19 protein-coding genes are annotated in these 24,658 nt (G+C 72.0%); 9 read left to right on the forward strand and 10 right to left on the reverse strand.

The window, feature by feature from the left end; all coding sequences use genetic code 11:
- Window positions 1-32 precede the first annotated feature (32 nt).
- A complete protein-coding gene (gene uvrA / locus ACIQ9E_RS18610; protein WP_403708242.1) occupies window positions 33-3,056 on the reverse strand; it encodes an excinuclease ABC subunit UvrA in 3,024 nt (1,007 codons plus the stop codon).
- Between the two features lie 353 nt (window positions 3,057-3,409).
- Here uvrA and ACIQ9E_RS18615 point away from each other — a divergent pair, with 353 nt between their 5' ends.
- Together ACIQ9E_RS18615 and ACIQ9E_RS18620 are read left to right on the forward strand one after the other, a co-directional pair.
- Window positions 3,410-4,138: a maleylpyruvate isomerase family mycothiol-dependent enzyme gene (locus ACIQ9E_RS18615; RefSeq protein ID WP_403708245.1), complete on the forward strand. Its 729-nt coding sequence runs from the start codon at window positions 3,410-3,412 to the stop codon at window positions 4,136-4,138.
- A gap of 39 nt (window positions 4,139-4,177) precedes the next feature.
- Window positions 4,178-4,831 carry an MBL fold metallo-hydrolase gene (locus ACIQ9E_RS18620; protein WP_403708248.1) on the forward strand — a complete coding sequence of 218 codons (654 nt, stop codon included), beginning with the start codon at window positions 4,178-4,180 and terminating at the stop codon, window positions 4,829-4,831.
- A gap of 165 nt (window positions 4,832-4,996) precedes the next feature.
- On the opposite strand, the gene ACIQ9E_RS18625 is transcribed toward ACIQ9E_RS18620, so the two are convergent.
- From ACIQ9E_RS18625 to ACIQ9E_RS18640, 4 genes are all read right to left on the reverse strand, one after another.
- Window positions 4,997-5,896 (reverse strand): RNA polymerase sigma-70 factor, encoded by a 900-nt coding sequence (locus ACIQ9E_RS18625; protein ID WP_403708251.1) that lies wholly within the window; start codon window positions 5,894-5,896, stop codon window positions 4,997-4,999.
- Between the two features lie 92 nt (window positions 5,897-5,988).
- Complete coding sequence (locus tag ACIQ9E_RS18630; protein ID WP_403708254.1) at window positions 5,989-7,197, reverse strand: NAD(P)/FAD-dependent oxidoreductase; 1,209 nt, start codon at window positions 7,195-7,197, stop codon at window positions 5,989-5,991.
- A gap of 277 nt (window positions 7,198-7,474) precedes the next feature.
- Window positions 7,475-8,818: a sensor histidine kinase gene (locus ACIQ9E_RS18635; RefSeq protein ID WP_403708257.1), complete on the reverse strand. Its 1,344-nt coding sequence runs from the start codon at window positions 8,816-8,818 to the stop codon at window positions 7,475-7,477.
- Complete coding sequence (locus tag ACIQ9E_RS18640; RefSeq protein WP_403708260.1) at window positions 8,815-9,471, reverse strand: response regulator transcription factor; 657 nt, start codon at window positions 9,469-9,471, stop codon at window positions 8,815-8,817. The genes ACIQ9E_RS18635 and ACIQ9E_RS18640 overlap by 4 nt, the downstream gene beginning before the upstream one ends.
- Window positions 9,472-9,892: 421 nt before the next feature.
- Between ACIQ9E_RS18640 and ACIQ9E_RS18645 the strand changes: the two genes are divergently transcribed.
- The 4 genes from ACIQ9E_RS18645 to ACIQ9E_RS18660 all read left to right on the forward strand — a co-directional run bounded on the left by ACIQ9E_RS18645 (window position 9,893) and on the right by ACIQ9E_RS18660 (window position 13,818).
- On the forward strand, window positions 9,893-10,474 hold the full coding sequence (locus ACIQ9E_RS18645; RefSeq protein WP_403708263.1) for a hypothetical protein: 582 nt from the start codon (window positions 9,893-9,895) through the stop codon (window positions 10,472-10,474).
- A complete protein-coding gene (locus ACIQ9E_RS18650) occupies window positions 10,467-11,825 on the forward strand; it encodes an efflux RND transporter periplasmic adaptor subunit (protein WP_403708266.1) in 1,359 nt (452 codons plus the stop codon). Before ACIQ9E_RS18645 ends, ACIQ9E_RS18650 begins: the two co-directional genes overlap by 8 nt.
- Window positions 11,822-12,538, forward strand: coding sequence for an ABC transporter ATP-binding protein (locus ACIQ9E_RS18655; RefSeq protein WP_403708269.1), 717 nt, complete (start codon window positions 11,822-11,824; stop codon window positions 12,536-12,538). The genes ACIQ9E_RS18650 and ACIQ9E_RS18655 overlap by 4 nt, the downstream gene beginning before the upstream one ends.
- Before the next feature lie 89 nt (window positions 12,539-12,627).
- Window positions 12,628-13,818 carry an ABC transporter permease gene (locus ACIQ9E_RS18660; RefSeq protein ID WP_403708814.1) on the forward strand — a complete coding sequence of 397 codons (1,191 nt, stop codon included), beginning with the start codon at window positions 12,628-12,630 and terminating at the stop codon, window positions 13,816-13,818.
- 113 nt (window positions 13,819-13,931) lie between these two features.
- Here ACIQ9E_RS18660 and ACIQ9E_RS18665 read toward each other — a convergent pair whose 3' ends face one another.
- From ACIQ9E_RS18665 to ACIQ9E_RS18685, 5 genes are all read right to left on the reverse strand, one after another.
- Window positions 13,932-14,966, reverse strand: coding sequence for a TerC family protein (locus tag ACIQ9E_RS18665; protein WP_403708272.1), 1,035 nt, complete (start codon window positions 14,964-14,966; stop codon window positions 13,932-13,934).
- A 221-nt stretch (window positions 14,967-15,187) separates the two neighbouring features.
- Window positions 15,188-17,155 (reverse strand): TerD family protein, encoded by a 1,968-nt coding sequence (locus ACIQ9E_RS18670; protein WP_403708275.1) that lies wholly within the window; start codon window positions 17,153-17,155, stop codon window positions 15,188-15,190.
- A 215-nt stretch (window positions 17,156-17,370) separates the two neighbouring features.
- The gene (locus ACIQ9E_RS18675; protein ID WP_006349913.1) at window positions 17,371-17,949 is read right to left on the reverse strand and encodes a TerD family protein; all 579 of its coding nucleotides are present in this window, start codon (window positions 17,947-17,949) and stop codon (window positions 17,371-17,373) included.
- Window positions 17,950-18,082: 133 nt separating this feature from the next.
- Window positions 18,083-20,233 (reverse strand): excinuclease ABC subunit UvrB, encoded by a 2,151-nt coding sequence (uvrB, locus tag ACIQ9E_RS18680; protein WP_403708278.1) that lies wholly within the window; start codon window positions 20,231-20,233, stop codon window positions 18,083-18,085.
- A gap of 103 nt (window positions 20,234-20,336) precedes the next feature.
- Entirely contained in the window at window positions 20,337-21,251 is a 915-nt protein-coding gene (locus ACIQ9E_RS18685; protein ID WP_403708281.1) for an MHYT domain-containing protein, read from the reverse strand.
- Window positions 21,252-21,615: 364 nt separating this feature from the next.
- On the opposite strand from ACIQ9E_RS18685, the gene ACIQ9E_RS18690 reads away from it, so the two are divergent.
- The 3 genes from ACIQ9E_RS18690 (at window position 21,616) to ACIQ9E_RS18700 (ending at window position 24,613) form a co-directional block, all read left to right on the forward strand.
- Window positions 21,616-22,164 carry a methylated-DNA--[protein]-cysteine S-methyltransferase gene (locus ACIQ9E_RS18690; protein ID WP_403708284.1) on the forward strand — a complete coding sequence of 183 codons (549 nt, stop codon included), beginning with the start codon at window positions 21,616-21,618 and terminating at the stop codon, window positions 22,162-22,164.
- Window positions 22,165-22,439: 275 nt separating this feature from the next.
- Window positions 22,440-23,669 carry an MFS transporter gene (locus tag ACIQ9E_RS18695; RefSeq protein WP_403708816.1) on the forward strand — a complete coding sequence of 410 codons (1,230 nt, stop codon included), beginning with the start codon at window positions 22,440-22,442 and terminating at the stop codon, window positions 23,667-23,669.
- A gap of 41 nt (window positions 23,670-23,710) precedes the next feature.
- The gene (locus ACIQ9E_RS18700; RefSeq protein WP_403708287.1) at window positions 23,711-24,613 is read left to right on the forward strand and encodes a pseudouridine-5'-phosphate glycosidase; all 903 of its coding nucleotides are present in this window, start codon (window positions 23,711-23,713) and stop codon (window positions 24,611-24,613) included.
- Window positions 24,614-24,658: the final 45 nt, after the last annotated feature.

Consider the following 24,658-nt stretch of genomic DNA (forward strand, 5'->3'; position numbering starts at 1 on the left):
CGTGGCGACGGGCTCACTGCCCGCGCCGGGAGTTACGCCTTCCGCGCGCGGGCCGCCGTGGTCTTCGCCGCCGTCTTCTTGGCGACCGGCTTCTTCGCGCCCGTCTTGGCGGCCGTCTTGGCGACCGCCTTCTTGGCCGCCGCTGCCGTCGTCGCGGTGCGCTTCCGGGGGGTTGTACGCGACCGGGCCGGGGCCGTGGCGTCGCTGACCCGCTCCGGGTCCAGGATGTCCCGGAGGAACTTGCCGGTGTGGCTGGTGGTGACGCCCGCGACCTCCTCCGGGGTGCCCTCGGCGACCACCAGACCGCCGCCGCTGCCGCCTTCGGGGCCCATGTCGACGACCCAGTCCGCGGTCTTGATGACATCGAGGTTGTGCTCGATGACGATGACCGTGTTGCCCTTGTCGACCAGCCCGGACAGCACCGTGATCAGCTTGCTGATGTCCTCGAAGTGCAGACCCGTGGTCGGCTCGTCGAGGACGTACACCGTGCGTCCGGTGGAACGCTTCTGAAGCTCGGAGGCGAGCTTGACGCGCTGCGCCTCACCGCCGGAGAGCGTCGTCGCGGGCTGGCCGAGCCGGACGTACCCGAGGCCGACCTCGTGCAGCGTCCGCAGATGGCGGGCGATCGTCGGTACGGCCTCGAAGAAGTCCAGCGCCTCCTCGATGGGCATATCGAGGACCTCGGCGATGGACTTGCCCTTGTAGTGGACCTCCAGCGTCTCGCGGTTGTAGCGCGCTCCGTGACAGACCTCGCACGGGACGTAGACGTCCGGCAGGAAGTTCATCTCGATCTTGATGGTGCCGTCGCCGGAGCAGTTCTCGCAGCGGCCGCCCTTGACGTTGAAGGAGAACCGGCCGGGCTGATAGCCCCGGACCTTCGCCTCCATCGTCTCGGCGAAGAGCTTGCGGACATGGTCGAAGACACCGGTGTACGTCGCCGGGTTGGAGCGCGGGGTGCGGCCGATGGGCGACTGGTCGACATGGACGACCTTGTCGACCAGATCGTCGCCGTCGACCCGGGTGTGCCGTCCCGGAACCGACTTGGCGCCGTTCAGCTCGCGGGCGAGATGGGTGTAGAGAATGTCGTTGACCAGGGTCGACTTACCGGATCCGGAGACTCCGGTAATCGCGGTGAACACCCCGAGCGGGAACGACACATCGATATCGCGGAGGTTGTTCTCCCGGGCGCCGCGGACCGTGATCCGCCGGGTCGGGTCGGTCGGCCTGCGCAGCTCGGGGGTGGCGATGGACTTCTTGCCCGAGAGGTACTGGCCGGTCGCCGAGCCGTCGTTGGCCAGCAGCTCCGCCAGCGGCCCCGAGTGGACGACCTTTCCGCCGTGCTCACCGGCGCCGGGGCCGATGTCGACGACCCAGTCGGCGACCTTGATGGTGTCCTCGTCGTGCTCGACGACGATCAGGGTGTTGCCCATGTCGCGGAGGCGGACCAGGGTTTCGATCAGCCGGTGGTTGTCCCGCTGGTGCAGCCCGATGGAGGGTTCGTCGAGAACGTAGAGCACACCGACGAGACCGGAGCCGATCTGGGTGGCCAGCCGGATGCGCTGGGCCTCACCGCCGGACAGGGTGCCCGCGGCGCGGTTCAGGGAGAGGTAGTCGAGGCCCACGTCGACCAGGAACCGCAGCCGTTCGTTGACCTCCTTCAGCACCCGCTCCGCGATCTTCTTGTCCCGGGCGGTCAGCTTCAGCCGGCCGAGGAAGTCGGCGCACTCGCTGATCGACATACCGGAGACATCGGCGATGGAGCGGTCCATCACCGTCACCGCGAGGACCACCGGCTTGAGGCGGGTGCCCTCGCAGGTGGGGCAGGGCACCTCGCGCATATAGCCCTCGAAACGCTCGCGGCTCGCGTCGCTCTCGGCCTCCTGGTGCCGCCGCCGCACGAACTGGACGGCGCCTTCGAAGGCCGGGGTGGTGTAGGCGCGCTCGCGCCCGTACCGGTTGCGGTAGCGGACCTCGACCTGGGTCTTGTGGCCGTACAGCAGGGCCTTCTTGGCGCGCTGCGGCAGCCCGGCCCACGGCATGTCGGTGGCGAAGCCCAGGGCCCCCGCCAGTCCGCCGATCAGCCGGCCGAAGTACTCCTTGGTGTGGCCGTGGGACCAGGGGTGGATCGCGCCCTCGTCGAGGGACTTCTCCGGGTCCGGGACGATCAGCTCGGCGTCGACCTCCATCCTGGTGCCGATACCGGTGCAGTCGGGGCAGGCGCCGAAGGGCGAGTTGAAGGAGAAGGAGCGGGGCTCCAGCTCCTCGAAGGAGAGATCGTCGTAGGGGCAGTACAGATGCTCCGAGAACATCCGCTCGCGCTCGGGGTCGTCCTCGGGGAGGTCGACGAAGTCGAGCACGACCATGCCGCCGGAGAGTCCGAGGGCGGTCTCCACGGAGTCCGTCAGCCGCCGCTTGGCGCTCTCCTTGACGGTCAGGCGGTCGACGACCACCTCGATCGTGTGCTTCTCCTGCTTCTTCAGCTTCGGCGGCTCGGCCAGCTGAATCGTCGCACCGTCGACCCGGGCCCGGCTGTATCCCTTGGTCTGGAGGTCGGCGAAGAGGTCGATGAACTCTCCCTTGCGCTCGCGCACCAGCGGCGACAGCACCTGGAAGCGGCTGCCCTCGGGCAGCTCCAGCACCCGGTCCACGATGGCCTGCGGCGACTGCCGGGAGATGGGCCGGCGGCACTCGGGGCAGTGCGGTTTGCCGATCCGGGCGAACAGCAGCCGCAGATAGTCGTAGACCTCGGTGATGGTGCCCACGGTGGAGCGGGGGTTGCGCGAGGTCGACTTCTGGTCGATCGACACGGCCGGGGAGAGGCCTTCGATGAAGTCGACGTCGGGCTTGTCCATCTGGCCCAGGAACTGCCGTGCGTACGACGACAGGGACTCCACGTAACGGCGCTGGCCTTCGGCGAAGATCGTGTCGAAGGCGAGCGAAGACTTGCCCGACCCGGAGAGCCCCGTGAACACGATCAGCGAGTCACGGGGGAGGTCCAGCGAGACGTTCTTCAGATTGTGCTCGCGAGCGCCACGGACGATGAGACGGTCGGCCACGCCGGGTCCGCACCTTTCTTGAGTGAACCGGTCCTGAACGGAGGCACCGGCCGGGAGACGGCCGTGGACCGGACCTTCCCAGCCTACGGGGGTCGCCGCGGGAACGGACCGGATCCGCCGGACGCCCGCCGCAGCGGGGCGCCGACCGGGCCGGTCACGGCCGGACGCCGGGCGAGGTGCCCGGCCATATGCCCGGTGAGGCGCCCGACGGCGTGCCCGGCGAGGTGTCGGACAGCTGCCCGACAACCAGGATGCCTCGCCCCAGGCTATAGCACGCACATTCGATTTACCGCGGCCCGCCGATACCTTCACCCGATCGTGTGGCGGCAGGGAGGCGCACTATCGTCGGCCGCATGACCGATCCCTTGCGCGACCTCGCCTCTCTCCGTGCGGCCACCGAGCGGCTGCTCACCACCGCCCACGCCCTCGGCAGCGCAGAGAACACCGCCGTGGCCGGCCCGTCCCGGCTTCCGGGCTGGACCAGGGGGCATGTCCTGGCGCATCTGTCCCGGAACGCCGAAGCACTGGTGAACGTCCTGGAGGGGCGTCCGATGTACACGAGCCCCGAGGCGCGCGAAGCCGATATCGAGAGCGGCGCAGGCCGCCCGCTGGACGTCCAGCTCGCCGATGTCCGCGACAGCGCCGCCCGGCTGCACGCGGTGGCCTCGCTGCCCTCGGACTGGGACCGGACGGTCACCCTCCGCAACGGCGTCACGGACCGGGCGGCGGGAATCCCCTTCCGCAGGCTCGTCGAGGTCGAACTGCACCATGTGGACCTCGGCGCCGGGCACGAGCTGGAGGACCTCCCGGAGGAGTTCCTCCTGCGCGAGACCGCGTTCCTCGCCGACCGCTTCGCGGGCCGTGCGGACGTACCGCCCACGCTGATCACGGTCTCCGGCGGCCACGGCACCCTGCGGACGGGCCGCGAGGCCGACGGCGACAGCACGGCCGCGGTGTCCGTCGAGGGCCCGCCTGCGTCCCTGGTCGGCTGGCTGGCCGGACGGCGTACGGGCGATCCCGCCCTCACCGCGACGGGAGCGGACGGCGCTCCGGCCGCCCTGCCCGCCCTGCCCGCACTGTGACCCCCTGACCGGAGCGGGCCGGGGGCATAGGCTGCTGTCATGACGTACAGCGGAGCGGTGAAGGTCGGCGGACCGGCGGACGTACACGAGCTGACGGACCTGATGATCTCCAAGGTCGCGGTCGGCCCGATGGACAACAACTCCTATCTGCTGCGCTGCCGGGCCACCGGGGAGCAGTTGCTGATCGACGCGGCGGCCGAGCCGGCCACGCTGCTCCGGCTGATCGGGGACGATTCCATCGCCTCGGTGGTGACCACCCACCGGCACGGCGACCACTGGCAGGCGCTGGCCGAGGTGGTGGCCGCGACCGGCGCCCGGACGTATGCGGGCCGGTACGACGCCGAGGGCATTCCCGTGCCGACCGACGTCCCGGTCGAGGACGGGGACGAGATCGCGGTCGGCCGGGTCCGGCTCACCGCCCGGCACCTCGTCGGCCACACCCCGGGTTCGATCGCCCTGGTCTACGACGATCCGCACGGCCCGCCCCATGTGTTCACGGGCGACTGCCTCTTTCCGGGCGGTCCCGGCCGGACGACGAATCCGGAGGAGTTCGACTCCCTCATGGCCGGCCTGGAGGCCAAGGTGTTCGGCGTCCTCCCGGACGAGACGTGGATCTACCCCGGCCACGGCAACGACACCACCCTCGGGGCCGAACGCCCCCACCTCGCGGAGTGGCGCGCGCGAGGCTGGTGACCATGGCAACGGCGACCGCCCCCGGCCTCAGCGGGGGGCGGTCGCCGCGTTCAGGCGTGCCGATGCTCCGGGAATCCGGCATGGTCCCCGGCCCGGGAGGACCGGCCGTGCGGCGGGCACGGCCGATCGCCGTGCAGTCCGGCGCACGGATCCGAGCCGAGGGAGTCAGTGCAGGGTGAGCGGGGTCGCGGATGTGACCCGGGACAGCTTCTCCGGGTTGCGGACGTAGTAGAGACCGGCGATGCGGCCGTCCTCGACGGCGATCGCCATGACACCGTCGATCTCGCCGTCCAGCCGGACGAGGAGTGCGGGGTTGCCGTTGACCACGGCCGGCTCGGTGGTGATGATCGTGCCCTCCAGCCTGCCCATACCGCCGGCGAGCAGACGAGCCACCCGGCCGGCGCCGGTGACCGGCCGCAGAGCGGCGTGTTTGACGCCGCCGCCGTCGCTGGTCAGGACGGCCTGGGGGGCGAGCACCTCCAGGAGGGCCTGCGGATTCCCGGTTGCCACGGCACTCCGGAACGACTCCATGACCGCCCGCCCCTCGTCCGGGGAAGCGGGCTGACGGGGGCGCCGGGCATCGACGTGCCGACGGGCGCGGTGGGCGATCTGGCGGACGGCCGCGGGGCTCTTGCCGACGACGGCCGCGATCTCGGCGTAGTCGACGACGAAGACCTCCCGGAGCACGAAGACGGCTCGCTCGGTCGGCGACAACGTCTCCAGTACGAGCATCAGCGCCATCGACACGCTCTCGGCGAGTTCGACGTCCTCGGCGACGTCCGGCGCGGTGAGCAGGGGCTCGGGCAGCCAGCAGCCGACGTACGCCTCCCGCCGGCGCTTGATGGTCCGCAGCCGGTTGAGCGCCTGGCGGGTGGTGATGCGGATCAGGAAGGCACGCTGGTCACGCACCTGTTCCCGGTTGGCCTTGACCCATTGCAGCCAGGTCTCCTGGAGGACGTCCTCGGCGTCGGTGGCCGATCCGAGCATTTCGTAGGCGACGGTGAACAGCAGGTTGCGGTAGGCGAGGAACGCCTCGGTCTCCGGCTCTGCAGAGCTGCCGCTCATCCCTCGCCCCTGCCTCTCGTCCTTCGTGGTCGGCACCGTCGGCCGTCCGTATGCCCGTGCCGCTGCGGCAGGACCCTCGCGGAATGCACCGTTCAGACCGCCCTGTCGGCGGCGGCCGGTGCCTCGGCACGGTGGGCCAGCAGCAGTTGCCGGCGCTTGGCCGCACCGCCACGGACGCGGTGCAGGCCGTACGAACCGGGCCTGCGCGCCTCCTCGGCCAGATGCCCCGGTATGCCCGTGCAGACGCGTTCCTTGATCCTGGCGCCGAGACCACTGCCGATGTACAGCCACACCGCGGCGTCGGACCGGTTCGCGAACTGGTAGATGCCCGCCCTCCGGCCCAGGCTGATGCACTGCGCGTACACCGACTGATGAAGTTTCACCGGCTCCTTACCGGCGAGCCGGCTGAGCACCGTGTCGGCGGCGCGTGCGCCCAGCGGCATCGCGTTGAGGCAGCTCATCCGCAGCGGCAGGCCGGACGGGGCCGCCGAGTCCCCGGCCGCGACGATACGCGGGGTGTCCACGCTCGTCAGCGTCTCGTCCGTGAGCAGCCGGCCCACGGCGTCGGTGCTCAGCCCACTGCGCGCGGCCAGGTCGGGAACGCCGAATCCGGCGGTCCAGACAGTGACCTCGCTCGGCAGCTCACAGCCGTCGGCGAGCCGCACGGCATCGCGGGTCACCTCCGTCACCTTCGCGCCGGGGCCGTCGACGACCGTCACTCCGAGTGCGGCCAACCGCTTCGCGACCGAGCGCCGGCCCCGCGGGTGCAGGTAGGGGCCGAGGACACCGCCGCAGACCAGCGTCACCCGACGGCGCTGCTCCGCCAGTTCGGCGGCGGTCTCGATGCCGGTGGGACCGCCGCCCACCACCGTCACCGGGGCCGTCACGGGCGTGGCGCCGAGGACCGTGCGCAGCCGCCGCGCCTCTTCCAGGGTGGCGAGCGGATGGGCGGACTCGGCCGCCCCGGGCACGCCCGGCTCGGCACTGCCACTGCCCACGGCGTAGATCAGATAGTCGTAGCCGAGCGTGCCGCCGGTCGTCAGCGTCACGCCACGGCCGGCCGCGTCGATCCGGGTCACGGTGTCGACCACCGGCCGGACGCGCTCGGCGAGTACGTCCCGGTGGGCGACGACCGCGTCGTCGGAACCGCCCACCAGCTGGTGCAGGCGCAGCCGGTGAACGAACTCCGGGCGCGGGTTGATCAGTGTCACGGCCACGTCGTGCCGCAGGGTCAGCCGGTTCGCGGCCATCACGCCCGCGTATCCGCCACCGATCACGACCACACGCGTCTGCCAGGTCATGGCGCCTCCTCCGTTTCAGGTGTTCGGCCTTGAGTCACCGCGTAGCCGGTCGGCGTGACAGCCTGTGACCCAGTTCACTCCACTGAGGGGGGCTGCGAGCACGGTCCCGACGGTGGCGGAGCGCCGGGCTCGAACCAGCGGCGGGGCGCTGTGGGCGGTGAAGAAGAGCCGGAACCGGGCGAGCCGACCGCCGGTCCCCCCCCTGGCGATGGGCAACGGACCGGCACGCGCGTGAGGAACCCGCGTCAGGAACGCGCGGGCCCGGACCGGACCGTGGTCATGGCGGCAGGACCGCGGTGACCACCAGCCCGCCGCCCTCGCGGGGGCGGGCCGTGACGGTTCCGCCGTGGGCTCGGGCCACCGCGCGGACGATGGAGAGGCCCAGCCCGGCCCCCTTGGCGCTGATGACCCGGTCCCGGCCGAGCCGCCGGAAGGGTTCGAAGAGCGTCGGCACATCGAACGGGGACACCGGGGGCCCGGTGTTGGCCACCTCCAGCACGGCCCCGCCGCCGGGCGCCGGACGGCTCGTGACCCGTACGAAACCGCCCGGACCGCTGTTGTGGCGGATGCCGTTCTCCACCAGATTGTGAACCAGCCGTTCCAACAGCAGGGCGTTGCCGCTGGTCAGGGCCTCGGCCGCGGACTCGTCGACGATGATGCCCGCGGACCGCGCCTCCGCCGCGGCCAGCGCGGCCACATGGGTCACCACATCCGCCAGGTCGAGCGGGATGCGTTCGGTGACCTCGTTCTCCGAGTCCGCGAGCAGCAGCAGCCCGCCGATCAGCCGCTCGTGCCGCAGGTTGATCTCCAGCAGATCCTCCCCGAGCTGCTTCACGTCGTCGGAGGCGGTCCTGCGGTGCATCGCCACCTCGACCAGGGCCCGCCCCAGGGTGAGCGGGGTGCGCAGTTCGTGGGAGGCGTTGGCGACGAACCGCCGCTGCCCGTCGAAGGAGCGGTCCAGCCGTTCGAGCATGGTGTCGAAGGTGTCGGCGAGATCCTTGACCTCGTCCCGGGGTCCGGCGAGGGCGATGCGTTCGTGCAGCCCGCGCCCGGCGGCGGGGGCCGCGGCGATCCGGCGGGCGGTCTCGGTGACCCGGCGCAGCGGGGCCAGTACCCGTCCGGAGACCAGCCAGCCGAACCCCGCGGCGGCGCCGCCGACCACCACCAGGACCAGGCCGCCCTGGCTGAGCAGGGTGGTGGCGGCCGTCTCCCGGACCGCCTTCTGATGCTGTTTCAGCAGTTCGGCGCTGGTGGCCGGCCGGTCGCTGCGGCTGCCGTCGGGCAGGATGTACGTCACCTCGGGCGGTGGGGCCGCCCCGGACGGCGTGGAGCTGCCGGACGGCGCCTTCTGCACCGTACTGATCAGTTTGGCGCCCCCCGGCATCTGCTGCTGGAAGAGCACATGGAGCACCCCGAGCAGCACCACTCCGGCGGCCATGAACAACCCGCCGTAGATCAGGGTCAGCCGGGCCCGCAGCGGCAGTGCGCCGGTCCGGGGCCGGCGGGCCCGCCACAGCCTCCGGCGGGCCCGGCGCGGTCCGCCGCGGCGCCGGGGGCCCGGCGGGTCCGAGTCCGGGTCCGGGGCGTACGGCGGGACGGTCCCGTCGGGGCCACCGTTCATGAGATGCGGTACCCCGCTCCCGTGACGGTCTCGACCACCGGCGGATCGCCGAGCTTCCGCCGGAGTTTGAGGACGACGAGCCGTACCGCGCCCGTGAACGGATCGGCGTTCTCGTCCCACGCCTTCTCCAGCAGTTGCTCGGTGGAGACGGCGGCCCCTTCGGCGCGCAGCAGTTCGGTGAGGACCGCGAACTCCTTGGGGGACAGGGGAACGTACCGCCCGTCGCGGAACACCTCGCGGCGGGCCGGATCGAGGGCGATGCCCGCCCGGCGGAGCACCGGCGGTGCGGCGGGCCGGGAGCGCCGGCCCAGCGCCTGGACCCGGGCGGCCAGTTCGGGAAAGGCGAAGGGTTTGGTGAGGTAGTCGTCGGCGCCGAGGCCGAGGCCGCCGACCCGGTCGGCGATCTCCGCGGCGGCGGTCAGCATCAGGACCCGGGCGGTGTTCCCGGTGCCGGTGATCGCACGGCATACGTCGTCGCCGTGGACGACGGGCAGATCGCGGTCGAGGACCACGACGTCGTAGTCGTTGACGCCCACGCGCTCCAGCGCCGCGGCGCCGTCGTGGGCGATGTCGACGGCATGGGTGTCCTCGCGCAGCCACTCCGCGATCGCGTCGGCGAGCCTCGGCTCGTCCTCCACCACCAGTACCCGCATGGGTCGGCCCCTCTTCCCCGTGTCCGGGCGCCGGTGCGCCCGGTCCGCATGGTCCGCATGGTCCGGCGCCGTACCGGCCCCGGTGCTGCGGCGCGCCGGGGCACGGCGGCGTCCCCGGCACCCCCGTGTGCGCCGGGTTACTCCGCCATCGTGAACACCCGGACGTTTCCGCCGCGTTAGTGCGGCGCGGCGGTACGGCGGTGGCGTCCGGCACGGGCCGGCCGCCGGGGACGGACACCCGGACCGTACGCCGGGGAGGTCCGCCCGGGACATACGCCGGGGACGTACACCCAGGGGACGCACGCCGGGCCGGAGCGCCGCAAGTATCCCCGGACCGGAAACGGCGCGGAAACGGCAGTGCGCGTTCCATCGGTCGTCGAGGGGCCGGAAGCGACCGGCCCGTGGCACGAGGAGACGAACGATGCGATCACTCATCCGCCGGGGCCGGGCCGCCGGAGCACCGGCCGCTCCGGCCCTGGCGCTGGTGCTGGCGCTGGGGTTCGGGGCGGCCGGATGCGGTTCGGACGGCGGCGGGGAGAAGGTGGCCGCGGCGCCGTCCGCCACCGGCACGGGCGGTGCGCAGCGGGACGGCGGTGCGCCCGGGGACGGTGCGGTGCCCCAGGACGAGGAGGGCAAGGCCAGAAAGTTCGCGGAGTGCCTGCGGAAACACGGTCTTGATGTGGGAGACCCGCGGGAGGGCAGGTTCACCATGGACGGGAACGGGCTGCCCAAGGACAAGCTGGACAAGGCGATGGAGGCGTGCCGCGCCTTCCAGCCGCAGGGCGCGGGCAAAGGGAAGCCGGACCCGAAGACGGCCGAATCGATGCGGAAGTTCGCCGAGTGCATGCGGACCAACGGGGTGGAGGAGTTCCCCGACCCGGGCTCCGGCGGCGGTATCCAGATCGACGGCAGCATCGCCGGGGACCCGGACTTCAAGGCCGCCGAGACGAAGTGCCGGGCCGGTATGCCGAAGGGCCCCGGGAAGCAGGACCTCGATGGCTGAGCCGTCGGCGCGAGGGTACGCGGGGAGCGGAGGGCCGGGCTCCGGTCCTCGGGATCCGTACCGTACGGAGTCCGGCGGTCCGAACGAGCCGCACGGTACGGGACCGGACGGCACCGGAGCCGGCAGCGCCTGGCCGGACGGCATCGAACCGGACGGCGCGGAAGCAGACGGCATCGAACCGGACGGCGCGGAAGCAGACGGTCCGGACAGTCCGGAGGGGTTGGCGGGTGGGGACGGTGCGGAGGATCTGCCTCCGCCGCCCTTCCGGAGCAACCGGCGCCGCAGGCGGCGCGGCCGCCGGGCCGCCGCAGTCCTCACGGTGCTCGCCGCGGGCGGCGCGGTGGCCGTCGCCGGGCTCGGTCTCGGCGGCGACGCGGACACGGGCGGCGGGGCCTCCGGCGGGCTGCCGCCGAACACGGCGCAGGTGACCCGGCAGACCCTGCGCGATCTGCACACGGCGGACGGCACCCTCGGATTCGGCGACACCGCCGAGATCGTGAGCCGGGTGTCCGGCACGGTCACCGCCGTACCGGAGACCGGGGAGCGGATCACCCGGGGTGAGGAGCTGTACGCGGTGGACGATCTGCCGGTGACGCTGATGTACGGCGCCGTGCCCGCGTACCGCCCCTTGAAGGAGGACGTGGAGGGTCCGGACGTCCGGCAGTTGGAGCGGAATCTGCGGGCCCTCGGATACACCGGGTTCACCGTCGACGAGGAGTTCACCGGGGCGACCGCCTCGGCGGTGGAGGCGTGGCAGGAGGACGTCGGCCTGGAGGAGACCGGGGTCGTGGACCTCGGGCGGGTGGTGTTCGTCCCCTCCGCGATCCGGGTCGAGGCGGTGGAGACCGAGAAGGGCGGCACCGTGCAGACGGGCGCCAAGATCCTCTCGTACACCGGCACCGCGAAAGCCGTCACGGTCGAGCTGGAGCCGGAGCATCTGCGGCTGGCGAAGAAGGGCGCAGCGGTCACCGTCACCCTGCCCGACGACACCCGCGCGGCGGGCCGGATCGACCGGGTCTCCACCGTCGTCCGGCCCGCGACCGGCCAGCAGGAGGCGACCACGAAGGTCGAGGTGATCGTGGCGCTGACCGGGGCGAAGGCGCAGAAGGCGGCCTCGAGGTTCGGATCGGCCTCGGTGGACGCGGACTTCGTCGCCGGCACCCGGCCCGATGTGCTCACCGTCCCGGTCGCGGCCCTGCTGGCGTTCGCCGGCGGCGGATTCGGCGTGGAGGTGGTCACCGGCACCACCTCCACCTATCTCCCGGTGACCACGGGCCTCTTCGCCGAGGGCCGGGTGGAGGTCTCCGGCGACGGGGTCACCGAGGGCGCGGTCGTGGGGATGCCGAAGTGATCGAACTGACGGAGGTCACCAAGGTGTACCCGGGTGGAGTGGCCGCGCTCGCCGGGGTGTCGCTGCGGATCGGCCGCGGCGAACTGGTCGGGATCGTCGGGCCGTCCGGTTCGGGGAAGTCGACGATGCTGCATGTCCTCGGCACGCTGGACCGGCCGTCGTCGGGCCGGGTCCGGATCGACGGGTACGACGTCGGGGCACTGCCCGACCACCGGCTCTCCGCGCTGCGGGCGAGCCGTATCGGCTTCGTCTTCCAGCACTTCCACCTCGCGGCCGGGACGACGGCCCTCGGCAATGTCGCGGACGGCCTGCTCTACAGCGGGCTGCGCCCGGCGGAACGGCGCCGGCGGGCGGCCGCGGCGCTGGAGCGGGTCGGCCTCGGGCACCGGACGGACCACGAACCCCACGAGCTGTCGGGTGGCGAGAAACAGCGGGTGGCGATCGCCCGCGCGGTGGCCGGGGATCCCCCGCTGCTCCTCGCCGACGAACCGACGGGCGCCCTGGACTCGGTATCGGGCGACGGGGTGATGGCGCTGCTGCGGGAGCTGAACCGGGCGGGCACCACCGTCGTCGTGATCACGCACGACCGGGAGATCGCGGCCTCGCTGCCGCGGCAGGTGCTGATGCGGGACGGGCTGATGGTGGCCGACACGCGGGACGGCGGTACGGGCGGGCACACGACGGGCGGTACGGGTACGGGGGCGGCCCGGTGAGCCCGCGTGCCACGGCCCTCGCCCCGGACGCCCCGTCCGAGGAGCCGGGGCCCCGCTCCCGGGGTGCCCGCAGGACGGCCGCCCAGGAGCTGCGGCCCGCCCGGCTGGGGCCGGGCGATGTGCTCGGGGTCGGTGCGGTGGGGCTGCGTACCCGCCCGCTGCGCGCCTTCCTCTCGGCCCTGGGCATAGCCATCGGTATCGCCGCGATGGTCGCCGTGGTGGGCATCTCCTCGTCGTCCCGTGCCGAGCTGGACCGGCGGCTGAGCGCCCTCGGCACCAATCTGCTCACCGTCTCGCCCGGCCGGACGCTGACCGGCGGCGAGGCCCGGCTGCCGGTGGAGTCGGAGGCCATGGTGGGCCGGATCGGGCCGGTGCAGAAGGTGTCGGCGATCGGGGAGATCCCCGATGTCAAGATCTTCCGGACCGGGAAGATCCCGAAGGCGCAGACCAACGGTCTGGCGGCGTATGCGGCCCGCACCGGGCTGCTGAAAACCGTGGCGGCCGAGCTGGCCGCCGGGACCTGGCTGAACGGGGCCACGGGCCGCTATCCGGCGGTGGTGCTCGGGGCGGAGGCCGCCGAGCTGCTGGGTATCGGGCGGCCGGGGCCGGATGTCCGGGTCCTGGTCGGGGAGCGGCTGTTCACCGTCGTGGGCATCCTGGAACCCGCCGCGCTGGCGCCGGAGCTGGACGACGCGGCACTGGTCGGCTGGCCGGTGGCGGTCTCTGCGCTGGGCTTCGACGGGCATCCGACGACGGTCTACACACGGTCCGCGGACTCGGCGGTGGAGAGCGTACGGGACGTCCTCGGGTCGACCGCCCATCCGGAGGCGCCCAACGAGGTGGACGTCTCCCGCCCCTCGGACGCGCTGGCGGCGCAGCAGGCGGCGGACCAGGCGTTCACGGCCCTGCTGCTGGGGCTGGGCGCGGTCGCGCTGCTGGTGGGCGGGGTCGGGGTGGCCAACACCATGGTCATCTCGGTGCTGGAGCGGCGGGCCGAGATCGGGCTGCGGCGTTCCCTGGGAGCGACCCGCGGGCAGATCCGTACGCAGTTCCTCGCGGAATCCCTGCTGCTGTCGGCGCTCGGCGGGCTCGGCGGTGCGGTGCTGGGCACCGGTGTCACCGTGGGATACGCGGTCTACCAGGGCTGGCCGGCAGTGGTGCCGCTGTGGGCGGTGTCCGGGGGGATCGGTGCCACGCTCGCCATCGGCGCGCTCGCCGGTCTCTATCCGGCGGTACGGGCCTCCCGGCTCTCCCCCACCGAGGCACTGGCCACCCCCTGACCGCCCCGGGGCCCGCACGGCTGCCCGCCCCGGGGGCAGCGGAAAGGGTGGGTACGACGGCCGTTCCGGCCGTCGTACCCACCCTTCCGTCATACGTTTCCCGCAGGGAGCCGTCAGGCGTCGACGCTGTCCTTCGGGGTGTCGCTGCCACCGCTGCCGTCGGTGCCGTCGCCGGAACCGGCCGCCGCTTCCTCGGCCTCCAGCTTCGCCTGCTTCCTGGAGGCGATCAGGCTGGTGATGGTGGTGATGACCAGCACACCGCCGATGACGGACAGGGAGAACGGGATGGAGATCTCCGGGACGTTGACGCCGCTCTCGTGCAGTGCGTGCAGCACCAGCTTCACACCGATGAAGCCGAGGATCACCGACAGGCCGTAGCTGAGGTGGACCAGCTTCTTCAGCAGTCCGCCGATCAGGAAGTACAGCTGGCGCAGACCCATCAGGGCGAAGGCATTGGCGGTGAAGACGATGTACGGGTCCTGGGTCAGGCCGAAGATCGCGGGGATCGAGTCCAGGGCGAACAGGATGTCCGTGGTGCCGATGGCGAGCATGACCACCATCAGCGGGGTCATGATGCGCTTGCCGTTCTTCTGGATGAACAGCTTCGTGCCGTGGTACTGGTCGGCGACCCCGAACCGCTTCTCGGCGGCCTTGAGGAGCTTGTTCTCCTCCCAGTCGTCCTCGTCCTCGCCGGCGCGCGCCTCCTGGATGAGCTTCCAGGCGGTGTAGATCAGGAAGGCGCCGAAGATGTAGAAGACCCACGAGAAGTTGGAGATGATCGCGGCACCGGCGGCGATGAAGATGGCGCGCAGAACCAGGGCGATCAGCACACCGATCAGCAGCACGCGCTGCTGGAGGTGGGAGGGCACCGAGAACTTCGCCATGATCAGGACGAAGACGAAGAGGTTGTCGACGCTGAGCGACTTCTCGGTGATGAATCCGGCGAAGAACTCTCCGGACGCCTGGCCGGTGCCCCAGATCGCGAGGCCGATGCCGAAGAGCACGGCCAGCGCAATCCAGACGATCGTCCAGATTCCGGCTTCCTTGATCGACACGTCATGGGGCTTGCGCCCGATGAAGAAGTCGACCGCGATCAGGGCTGAAAGACCGAGAATGGTCAACAACCACACGGTAAACGTGATGTCCACTGCGCCTCCGGCGTCGTACGGCTACTTGATCAGCGTCGTCGCTGCCGGAGGTCTCCTCCACCCGGCCGGCCATACGGCCGCGGGCCGGCGCCCCGGGACCTGAGGGTCCGTATTGACGGGCACGCCACATTAGGGAGTACTCCCCTCCGCTTCAAAACGAGCGTACAGGAGCGCCCAAGCACTGGTAAAGCAGTTGGTAAAGAAGTACCAAAATCTGCTGGTCAGTGCCCCCATGACCGCCGTGCGGCGGTGACCTGATCCAGCACCTGGCGCAGAACCTCACTGCCCGCGGGGACGGTCGGTGGCTGATACGTCCAGGAATGCCGTACCCAGGGATCCGCCAGATGGTCGTCCGGCACCGGGGTGATCCGCAGCAGAGAGCGCCACAGCGGGTCGAGTACGGGACCGTACGCACTGGCGTCCTCACGGTCGGCGACCATCAGCAGATGGACCCCGACCTGAGGGCCCTCGTCGGCGAGATAGCGCAACTGGGTGACGGCCCGGTCGTCGAAGCCGTGCGGGAAGTCGTTGACGATCAGGAGCTGCTCGGAGGTGTCGAGGTCCGGCGGCAGCGCGTCCGGGGCGCCGCCGCGCATCGCCATGGTCACCAGGTCCACACGCTGGGTGAGCCGGGCGAGGGTGGTGGTCACCCCCTGGGCTCCGGTCGCCGGAGGGGCCGCCAGGGCCCCGGACCGGACGAGCGGGGCCAGCGAGTCCGTACCGGTCCCGGCCGGGTCGATCACCTGGACCGTGTAGTCGCCCACCGGGTGGACGGCGAGCAGCCGGGCCGCGTGGGAGACCGCGCAGTCCATGGCCAGCCTGCGCATCCTGGCCTCGTCGACCATGAGCGCCGCCGCGGAGCCGGACCGGCCGCTGTCCACCCAGAGGCCCCGTTCCAGCGGCAGCCGGATCAGGAACGGGATCCGCAGCTCCGGGGACTCGGGCAGCTGGAGATCGCCCAGCCGGACCGCCATCGGCGACTCCATGGGCACCCGGTAGGCGTGCCAGGCGGGGTTGTCCCAGCGGGCGTAGGCGGGTGGGAGCGCGGGCTCCACCACGTCCGATTCGGCGGTGAGCTGCGCCAGGTCGCGGTCGAGGGACTGCCGGGCCAGGGCCGTGAGCTGCTCGCATTTGGCCCGGGCGGCGGCACGGGCGGCGTCGCCGGCATCGCCGATCCGGCTGCGCGGGTCCGCGAGCGCCCGGTCCAGCTCCTGGTCCAGCCGGGATTCGGCGAACTCGACGGCGTTGCGGTAGGCCGCGACGCTCCGGGCCAGATCCTCGAACATGCCCCAGATCTGGTTGTACAGCCGCTCCTCCATGGACCAGCCGGTGGCATCACCGGCCACCGGGCGGGCCGGCTCTCCGGGGGCCGCGGCCGGGGCGGCGGGCGGCGGGGCGGAGCGGCGGGGGTGCGCATAGTCGATCCGGCCGCCGGGGACGGTCGGCGGGCCCGCGGCGCCTTCCGGACCGCCGCCGGGGGCGGCTGCCGCCGGCGGGGGCCGGTCGTCGCCACCCGTGGGGACCGGGGTCTCCGGACCGGGGCGGGCGCCGCCGGGCTGCGGGCCGCTCCGGGGGCCGGCGGGCGGACGGGCGCCGTCCGTCGCCGCCGGGGTCCGGAGCCGGGCGGGCTCGGTCCGGGGCGCTGTACGGGCGGTCGCGGCCCGGATCCGGTCCGCGACCTCATGGGCCCGGTCGAGACCGTGGTCGGCGAGCAGCCGGGCCAGACCGCCCGCGTACCCCTGGCCGACGGCCCGCACCTTCCAGGCGCCCTGCCTGCGGTACAGCTCCAGGGCGACGACCGCGGTCTCGCTGTCCAGTCCGGTGACGGTGAAGCTCGCGATCTCGGCGCCGGCCGAGCTGATCACGGCGAGGAAGGGGGCGGCGGTGGCCCCGAAGCGGGCCGGTCCTCCGGTGCCCTCGGGGAGGGCGATCAGCAGATGGATCCGGTGGACCGCCGCCGCGACGGCCCCGAGGTCGACGGCGAAGCGCGGCGCCTGTGCGGCCTCGGCGGGCACCTCGACCCCGGGCACGGCCGGGGCTCCGGGGTGCGCGATCCAGGCCTCGCGTACGGCACCGCCCTCGTCGGCGCCGGCGGCGCAGGCCACCACCGGATGGCCGGCGGACACCCGTACCTCCAGGAGGGTCTCGGGCAGCGGATGGTTCTGCCCACGGACCAGCTCGGCGGTCATCGCCTCGTCCCCTCGGTTCTGCTGTCGTCGGGCGGGTACCGCAGGGTGGTGCGCGGATACGGCGGCGGTGCCGTGCGGTGCCCGCGGGTGGCAAGCGGTACAGCTCCCGGCGGTCTGCCGCCGGGAGCTGTGTTCGTCCGTCGTACCTCCGCCCGGTGCCGGGCGGTCGCGCCCTCAGGGGTGCCGCGTCCCGGCCCCCGGGTGCGGCTCCGCGATCAGAGGTGCGGCAGGATCGAGGGCATCAGATCCTGGAAGGTCCGGCCGTTGGCGGGGTTGCCCAGGGCCGTCATCTTCCAGCCGTCGCCGACGCGGTGCACCTTCGCCATGATCTGCGCGGTGTAGTTGCCGCCGCCGTCCAGCGTGTAACGCGCCATCTCCTGGCCGTTGGTCTCGTCGACGATCCGGCAGAAGGCGTTCTTCACCTCCTGGAACGTCTGGCCGGTAAAGGAGTTCACCGTGAAGACGATCTGGTCGATGTGGACGGGAATCCGCGCCAGGTCGACGAGGATGGCCTCGTCGTCGCCGCCCGAACCGGCGCCGCCGACCAGATTGTCACCGGTGTGCCGGACCGAGCCGTCGTCGCTGACGAGGTGACGGAAGAAGACCACGTCCACCGGCTGCTTCTCGGCGAACAGCACCGCCGAGGCGTCCAGGTCGATCTCCTTGGTCCGCGAACCGAACAGACCGCGGCGGGCCGCCGCCTGCCAGCCCAGTCCCATCCGCACAGCCGTGAGGGTGCCCCCGTCGCTCTTCTGCAGGCTGATGGCCTGACCCTTGGTCATATTGACCGTCACGCGCTGTCCCCTTCTCACTGAAGTGCCGCCGCTCCGGTGAGCGGCTGCCCCGCACCCTACGCAGTCTCATCAACGCTGCGGCACGATTGGCCGATTATTGTGTCGGTCTTGCAACACATATGGTCCGCGGGGCTTACACCAGCCCCGCCTCCTTCATCTGGCGCAATTCCTTCTTCAACTCCCCGACCTCGTCGCGCAGCCGGGCGGCCACCTCGAACTGGAGGTCGGCGGCGGCCGCACGCATCCTGGCGGTCATCTCCTCGATGATCGCGGACAGCTCGGCGGCGGGGCGGTCGGTCGGTGCGGCGTCCGCCGCTCTGCCCTTCGCGCCCTTGCCCGCGGCCCGGTTCGGGCCGCCGTCCGTGGTCCGCAGCGCGGGCACCGGCGCCTTGGCGCCCTTGCCGTCCTTGCCCTTGCGGTAGCCGGAGCCGAGCAGCTCCTCCGTGTCGATCTCCTCACGCGCGATGGTCGCCACGATGTCGTTGATCTTCTTGCGGAGCGGCTGGGGGTCGATGCCCTTCTCGGTGTTGTAGGCGATCTGCTTCTCGCGGCGGCGGTTGGTCTCCTCGATGGCCTTCTCCATGGCCGGGGTGATCTTGTCCGCGTACATATGGACCTGGCCGGAGACATTGCGCGCCGCCCGGCCGATGGTCTGGATGAGGGAGGTGCCCGAGCGCAGGAAGCCCTCCTTGTCGGCGTCGAGGATCGCCACCAGGGAGACCTCGGGCAGGTCGAGCCCCTCCCGCAGCAGGTTGATGCCGACGAGGACGTCGTATTCACCGGCCCGGAGTTCGCGCAGCAGCTCCACCCGGCGCAGGGTGTCGACATCGCTGTGGAGATAGCGGACCTGGATGCCCATCTCCAGGAAGTAGTCCGTGAGGTCCTCGGCCATCTTCTTGGTGAGGGTGGTGACGAGCACCCGCTCGTCCCGTTCGGTGCGCAGCCGGATCTCGTGCACCAGATCGTCGATCTGGCCCTCGGTGGGCTTGATGACGACCTCGGGGTCGACCAGGCCGGTGGGGCGGATGATCTGCTCCACGAAACCGTCGCCGCGGGCGAGTTCATAGGCGCCGGGGGTGGCCGACAGATAGACGGTCTGGCCGATCCGCCGGGTGAACTCCTCCCACTTCAGCGGGCGGTTGTCGAGGGCGGACGGCAGCCGGAAGCCGTGGTCGACCAGGGTCCGCTTGCGGGAGGCGTCGCCCTCGTACATCGCGCCGATCTGCGGGACGGTGACATGGGATTCGTCGATGACCAGCAGGAAGTCTTCGGGGAAGTAGTCGAGGAGGGTGTTGGGGGGCGAGCCGGGCTCACGGCCGTCGAAGTGCATCGAGTAGTTCTCGATACCGGAGCAGGAGCCGATCTGGCGCATCATCTCGATGTCGTAGGTCGTCCGCATCCGCAGCCGCTGGGCCTCCAGCAGCTTGCCCTGCTTGTCCAGCTCCGCGAGGCGCTGCTCCAGCTCGGCCTCGATGCCGTTGACCGCCTTCTCCAGCCGTTCCGGCCCGGCGACGTAGTGGCTGGCGGGGAAGACGTGGAGGGACCGGTGGTCGCCGAGGATCTCGCCGGTGAGGGGGTGGAGGGTGGAGAGGGCTTCGATCTCGTCGCCGAACATCTCGATCCGGACGGCCAGCTCCTCGTAGACCGGGAAGATCTCGATGGTGTCGCCGCGGACCCGGAAGGTGCCCCGGGCGAACGCGGTGTCGTTGCGCGTGTACTGGATGTCGACGAAGCGGCGCAGCAGAGCGTCACGGTCGGTCTCCTCGCCGACCTTGAGCTGGACCATGCGGTCCACGTACTCCTGCGGGGTGCCGAGGCCGTAGATACAGGAGACGGAGGCGACCACGATCACATCGCGCCGGGTGAGGAGGGAGTTCGTCGCGGAGTGCCGCAGCCGCTCGACCTCCTCGTTGATCGAGGAGTCCTTCTCGATGTAGGTGTCGGACTGCGGGACGTACGCCTCGGGCTGGTAGTAGTCGTAGTACGAGACGAAGTACTCCACGGCGTTGTTCGGGAGCAGCTCGCGGAACTCGTTCGCCAGCTGGGCGGCCAGGGTCTTGTTGGGCGCCATGACCAGGGTGGGCCGCTGGAGCTTCTCGATCATCCACGCGGTGGTGGCCGACTTGCCGGTGCCGGTGGCGCCGAGCAGGACGACGTCCTTCTCCCCGGCGCGGATACGCCGCTCCAGGTCGGCGATGGCCGTGGGCTGGTCGCCGCTGGGCTGGAAGGGGCTGACGACCTCGAAAGGCGCCACCGTACGTTCGATATCGGAAACGGGCCGCATGGCATCCACCGTACGACCCGCCACCGACAATCGGGGTCCGGACCGCTCCCGGGCGCCCGCCGGGGCGGTGCTCAGGGGCGGTGTCCAGGGGGCGGACCGCAGGTCACCAGCCGTCGTAGTACGGCGACCGCGGTTCGCGGCCCGCCCCGGGCCCGGGGGTGCCGGGGGCCGGGCCCCAGTCCTGGGCTCCGGCGTCGGCGGCACCGGGGGCGCGGCGCGGGCCGGTGCCGGGGATCCCGGACACGGGGACGGAGACCCGGCCGGAGCGGCGCTCCCACTCCGGGTCGCCCATCACCAGCAGCGGGTCGAACATCACCACGACCCCGGCGACGATCAGGAACACCAGCGGTCCGATCAGCATCGGCAGCAGCAGGGAAGCGGCCGATTCGCCGGCCCGTGCCGAACCCGCCGAACCGTGGAGATGGACGCTGACGGCGGCCATTCCCGTGTAGTGCATGCCGGTCACGGCGACGCCCATCACCAGGCTGGCGCCGAGGCTGGCGAGGAAGCCGTGGACGGACACGGCGGCCCAGAGGGCGGCGGTGGCGGCGACGACCGCGATGACGACGGAGAGGGTGACGGTCACGGTGTCGTACGCCAGGGTGCCCGGGAGCCGCATTCCGGCCATGCCGAGGTAGTGCATGGACGCGACCCCGAGGCCGGTGATCGTGCCCCCGGTCACCAGGGCCATGGGCGTCGCGCCGCGGTGGCCGACGATGAAGATCCCGATACCGACCATGACGATCGCGACGCCGAGACTGGCGAAGGTGATCGGCGGATCGTAGGTGATCGAAACCTCGTCGACCGTGAATCCGATCATGGCGATGAAATGCATGGTCCAGATGCCGGACCCGATCGCCGCGGAGCCCAGGGCCAGCCATCCGGCCTTGAACGAACCCGCATTGCGGACCGACCGGGTCGTGCAGCGCAGTCCGAGGGCACTGCCGAGGCAGGCCATCAGGAATGCGGCCAATGGCGTGACGATTCCGTAGCTGAATCCGTCGATGGTTCCCTGCATGTCGTGCTTACCTGCTCCTGCCTGGCGCGATCCCCTGGTGTGATCCCGTGATCCCCCGGTGGAACGTCTGTTCAGGCAATGAGCCTATGACCTCGGAGAACGTCGATGAACAGCCGGGGGCGAATGATCGGAGCGGAAGCGTCCGGGTAGCGTGTTCTGCACGCTCGGCTACGGTTTCCGGCCGCTTTTCCACCTGATGGCTTCGGCTTGGACGGTGTCCGTTTTTACGTGATGCGGCGACCGGGGCCGAAAATCGGGCGGTACAGGGCCGCCGGGACCGCCGGATCCGGTGGGCCGGGGAATTCGGCGGACCGGATGATCCCGGGGCCGGGGCGCTGTCGGTGCCCGGTCGTACCGTGGCGGTATGAAGAGCTTCGAGTGGACGGTCGTGGACTCGCCCGTCGGGCCGCTGCTGCTGGCCGCGACCGAGCGCGGGCTGGTCCAGGTCGTGTTCCATGCCGACGAGCGGGTCCGGGACGCCGCGGTGCGGAGACTGGCCGCGCGCCTCGGGGCGACACCGGTCGGGGTGTCCGCCGCGGGGATCACCCCGCCGGGGCGGCTCGCCGAGCCGGTCCGCCAGATCGCGGCGTACTTCGCGGGCGGCCTGACGGAGTTCTCCCTGCCGCTCGACTGGTCGCTGTCCGGCGGATTCAACCGGGAGGTGCTGCTCAGGCTGGCCGCGGACGTCCCGTACGGCACGGTCGTCGGATACGGGGACCTGGCCGCCCTGGTCGACCGGCCGGGCGGTGCACAGGCGGTGGGCGCGGCGATGGGGTCCAATCCGCTGCCGGTGGTCGTGGCCTGCCACCGGGTGGTGGAGACGGACGGCAAGCTGGGCGGCTTCGGCGGGGGCCTCGAGGCCAAGCGCAGACTGCTCGCCCTGGAAGGGGTGCTGCCGGAGCCCCTGTTCTGAACCCCTCCCCAGCCCGCGGAAGGGCGGAACAGCAGGTGAGAGGGGTACGGACGGTTCCAAGCCGACGGGCGGACTGACACACTGCGTCGGTGAGCCCAAGCCCTGATCCGCCCGAGATATCCGCGTTGCCCCCCGACGGGACGGCCGTCGGCAAGGCCGCCGCGGGCCCCGTACCCCCGCCGGAGATACCGGGGGCCGGAGCCGCGACGGGTTCGGGGACGGAGCCGCAGGCGGAAGCGGGGACGGCCGCGGTATCGGCGGCGGAACTCCCCGCCCTGCGGCGGCGGATCACCGTCGCCCTGGTCATCAGCCAGATCCTCGGCGGTCTGGGGATCGCCACCGGAGTCGCCCTGGCCTCCGTGCTGGCCCAGGAGGTCAGTGGTACGGACGCCCTCTCCGGGCTCGCGTCCACCGCGTCCGTAGTGGGCACGGCCCTGCTGTCGGTACCACTGGCCGCGCTGATGACGGCGCGCGGGCGGCGGGCCGGACTGGTCCTGGCCTATGCCATCGGGGTTCTGGGGTCGGGCGTGGTGGTTCTGGCTGCCGTCATGGGCAGTTTCCCGCTGCTGTTGCTGGGGCTGGCCGCGTTCGGCGCCGCGAGTTCGGCGAATCTCCAGGCCAGGTTTGCCGCCGCCGACCTCGCGCTGCCCGAACGGCGCGGCCGGGCCATCTCGCTGGTGGTCTGGGCGACCACGATCGGCGCCGTCCTCGGCCCGAACATCGCGGCCCCCGCGGGCCGCAGCGTCTCCGGGCTCGGCATTCCGCGCGAGGCCGGTCCCTTCCTCTGGGCCGCGGGCGTCCTCCTTCTGGCGGCGCTGGTGCTCCAGGCCATGCTGCGGCCCGATCCGCTGCTGACGGCCCGGACGCTGTCCCGGGAGACCGCCGATCGCACGGACGGCTCGCTGCGGTCCGCCGTCCGCGCGGTCCGGGAGTCCCCGGCCGCGCTGCTGGCCCTGGTGTCCCTCGCCGTCGCGCACACCGTCATGGTGTCGATCATGTCGATGACCCCGGTCGCCCTCCAGCACCACGGGGGCGGAATCGAACTCATCGGCGTGGTGATCAGCGGGCATATCGCGGGCATGTACGCGTTCTCCCCGGTGATGGGCTGGCTGGCGGACCGGTACGGCCGGATCGCCGTGATCGGGCTCGCCGTCGGACTGCTGGCGGTGGCCGCACTGCTCGCCGGAACGGCCGGACCGAGCCACTCCCGGGTCGCCGCGGGCCTGTTCGTCCTGGGACTGGGCTGGTCGGCGGGTGTGGTCGCCGGTTCCGCGCTGCTGACCGACTCGGTACCGCAGGCCGCCCGCGCCCCCGTCCAGGGTCTGTCCGATCTGGCGATGAACGCGTCGGCGGGTGTCGGCGGCGCCCTGTCGGGGCTGGTGGTGTCGCAGCTCGGCTACGGGTATCTGAACCTCCTCGGCGCCCTGCTGCTGCTCCCCCTTGCGGTGCTGGCCCTCCGCCGCGCGCTCCCCCGGACCGGGAACGGCTCGCCGCTGCCGCCCTGAGGCGGGTTTGCGCACTCCCGTCCGGTGCCAGGGATGGGGACATGGTGCTCACGGAGGTTTCCGAGGAAGTACGCGACGCCCTTGCCGCCGGGCGGCCGGTCGTCGCACTGGAGTCCACGATCATCGCGCACGGTCTGCCGCGTCCGCGGAATCTGGCCGTCGCCGCCGAACTGGAGGCGATCGTACGTTCGCAGGGCGCCGTCCCGGCCACGATCGCCGTCCTCGGCGGGCGGGCCCGGATCGGGCTCGACGCCGCACAGCTGGCACGGATCGCGAGCGGCGACGGCGTCCGCAAGCTGGGCCGCCGGGATCTGGCGCCCGCTCTGGCAGCGGGCGCCGACGGGGCGACGACCGTGTCCGCGACGGCCTTCCTCGCCGCCGGGGCCGGGATCCGGGTCTTCGCGACGGGCGGTCTGGGCGGGGTGCACCGCGACTGGACGCACACCCAGGACGAATCGGCCGATCTGCCGCAACTGGCCAGGACCGGGATCGCCGTGGTCTGCGCGGGCGTGAAGTCCGTTCTGGACGTGCCGGCCACGCTCCAGCGGCTGGAGACGCTCGGGGTCGGCGTCGTCGGCTACCGGACGGACCGCTTCCCCGGCTTCTATCTGACGTCCTCGGGGGAACCCGTCGACTGGACCGTCGGCTCACCGGAGGAGGCCGCCGCGGTGATCCGCGCCCGTGAGTCGCTCGGGGGCACCGCGTCCGCCCTGGTCATCGCCAACCCGGTACCGGAGTCGGAGCAGCTCGACCCCGCACTGCACGACCGGGTGCTGAACGAGGCGCTCGACGCCTGTACCGAGCACGGGATCACGGGCCAGGCCGTCACCCCCTTCCTGCTGGAGTTCCTGACCCGGCACACCGACGGCGCCTCCCTGGAGGCCAATGTGGCGGCGGTACGCGGCAATGTCCGGCTGGCCTCGCTGATCGCGGCGGCCCTCTGAACCCCGGCGCCCCACCCGCCGGAAGGCCCTCGTCCCGGACGGCCG

Source organism: Streptomyces sp. NPDC094448 (assembly GCF_044763775.1).
Taxonomy (GTDB): domain Bacteria; phylum Actinomycetota; class Actinomycetes; order Streptomycetales; family Streptomycetaceae; genus Streptomyces.

Bases quoted from the DNA above. Each gene is read 5' to 3' on its own strand.
- ACIQ9E_RS18615 (WP_403708245.1), top strand. From the start codon at position 3,410: ATGACCGATCCCTTGCGCGACCTCGCCTCTCTCCGTGCGGCCACCGAG.
- ACIQ9E_RS18620 (WP_403708248.1), top strand. From the start codon at position 4,178: ATGACGTACAGCGGAGCGGTGAAGGTCGGCGGACCGGCGGACGTACAC.
- ACIQ9E_RS18625 (WP_403708251.1), bottom strand. From the start codon at position 5,896: ATGAGCGGCAGCTCTGCAGAGCCGGAGACCGAGGCGTTCCTCGCCTAC.
- ACIQ9E_RS18630 (WP_403708254.1), bottom strand. From the start codon at position 7,197: ATGACCTGGCAGACGCGTGTGGTCGTGATCGGTGGCGGATACGCGGGC.
- ACIQ9E_RS18635 (WP_403708257.1), bottom strand. From the start codon at position 8,818: ATGAACGGTGGCCCCGACGGGACCGTCCCGCCGTACGCCCCGGACCCG.
- ACIQ9E_RS18640 (WP_403708260.1), bottom strand. From the start codon at position 9,471: ATGCGGGTACTGGTGGTGGAGGACGAGCCGAGGCTCGCCGACGCGATC.
- ACIQ9E_RS18645 (WP_403708263.1), top strand. From the start codon at position 9,893: ATGCGATCACTCATCCGCCGGGGCCGGGCCGCCGGAGCACCGGCCGCT.
- ACIQ9E_RS18650 (WP_403708266.1), top strand. From the start codon at position 10,467: ATGGCTGAGCCGTCGGCGCGAGGGTACGCGGGGAGCGGAGGGCCGGGC.
- ACIQ9E_RS18670 (WP_403708275.1), bottom strand. From the start codon at position 17,155: ATGACCGCCGAGCTGGTCCGTGGGCAGAACCATCCGCTGCCCGAGACC.
- uvrB (WP_403708278.1), bottom strand. From the start codon at position 20,233: ATGCGGCCCGTTTCCGATATCGAACGTACGGTGGCGCCTTTCGAGGTC.
- ACIQ9E_RS18685 (WP_403708281.1), bottom strand. From the start codon at position 21,251: ATGCAGGGAACCATCGACGGATTCAGCTACGGAATCGTCACGCCATTG.
- ACIQ9E_RS18690 (WP_403708284.1), top strand. From the start codon at position 21,616: ATGAAGAGCTTCGAGTGGACGGTCGTGGACTCGCCCGTCGGGCCGCTG.
- ACIQ9E_RS18700 (WP_403708287.1), top strand. From the start codon at position 23,711: ATGGTGCTCACGGAGGTTTCCGAGGAAGTACGCGACGCCCTTGCCGCC.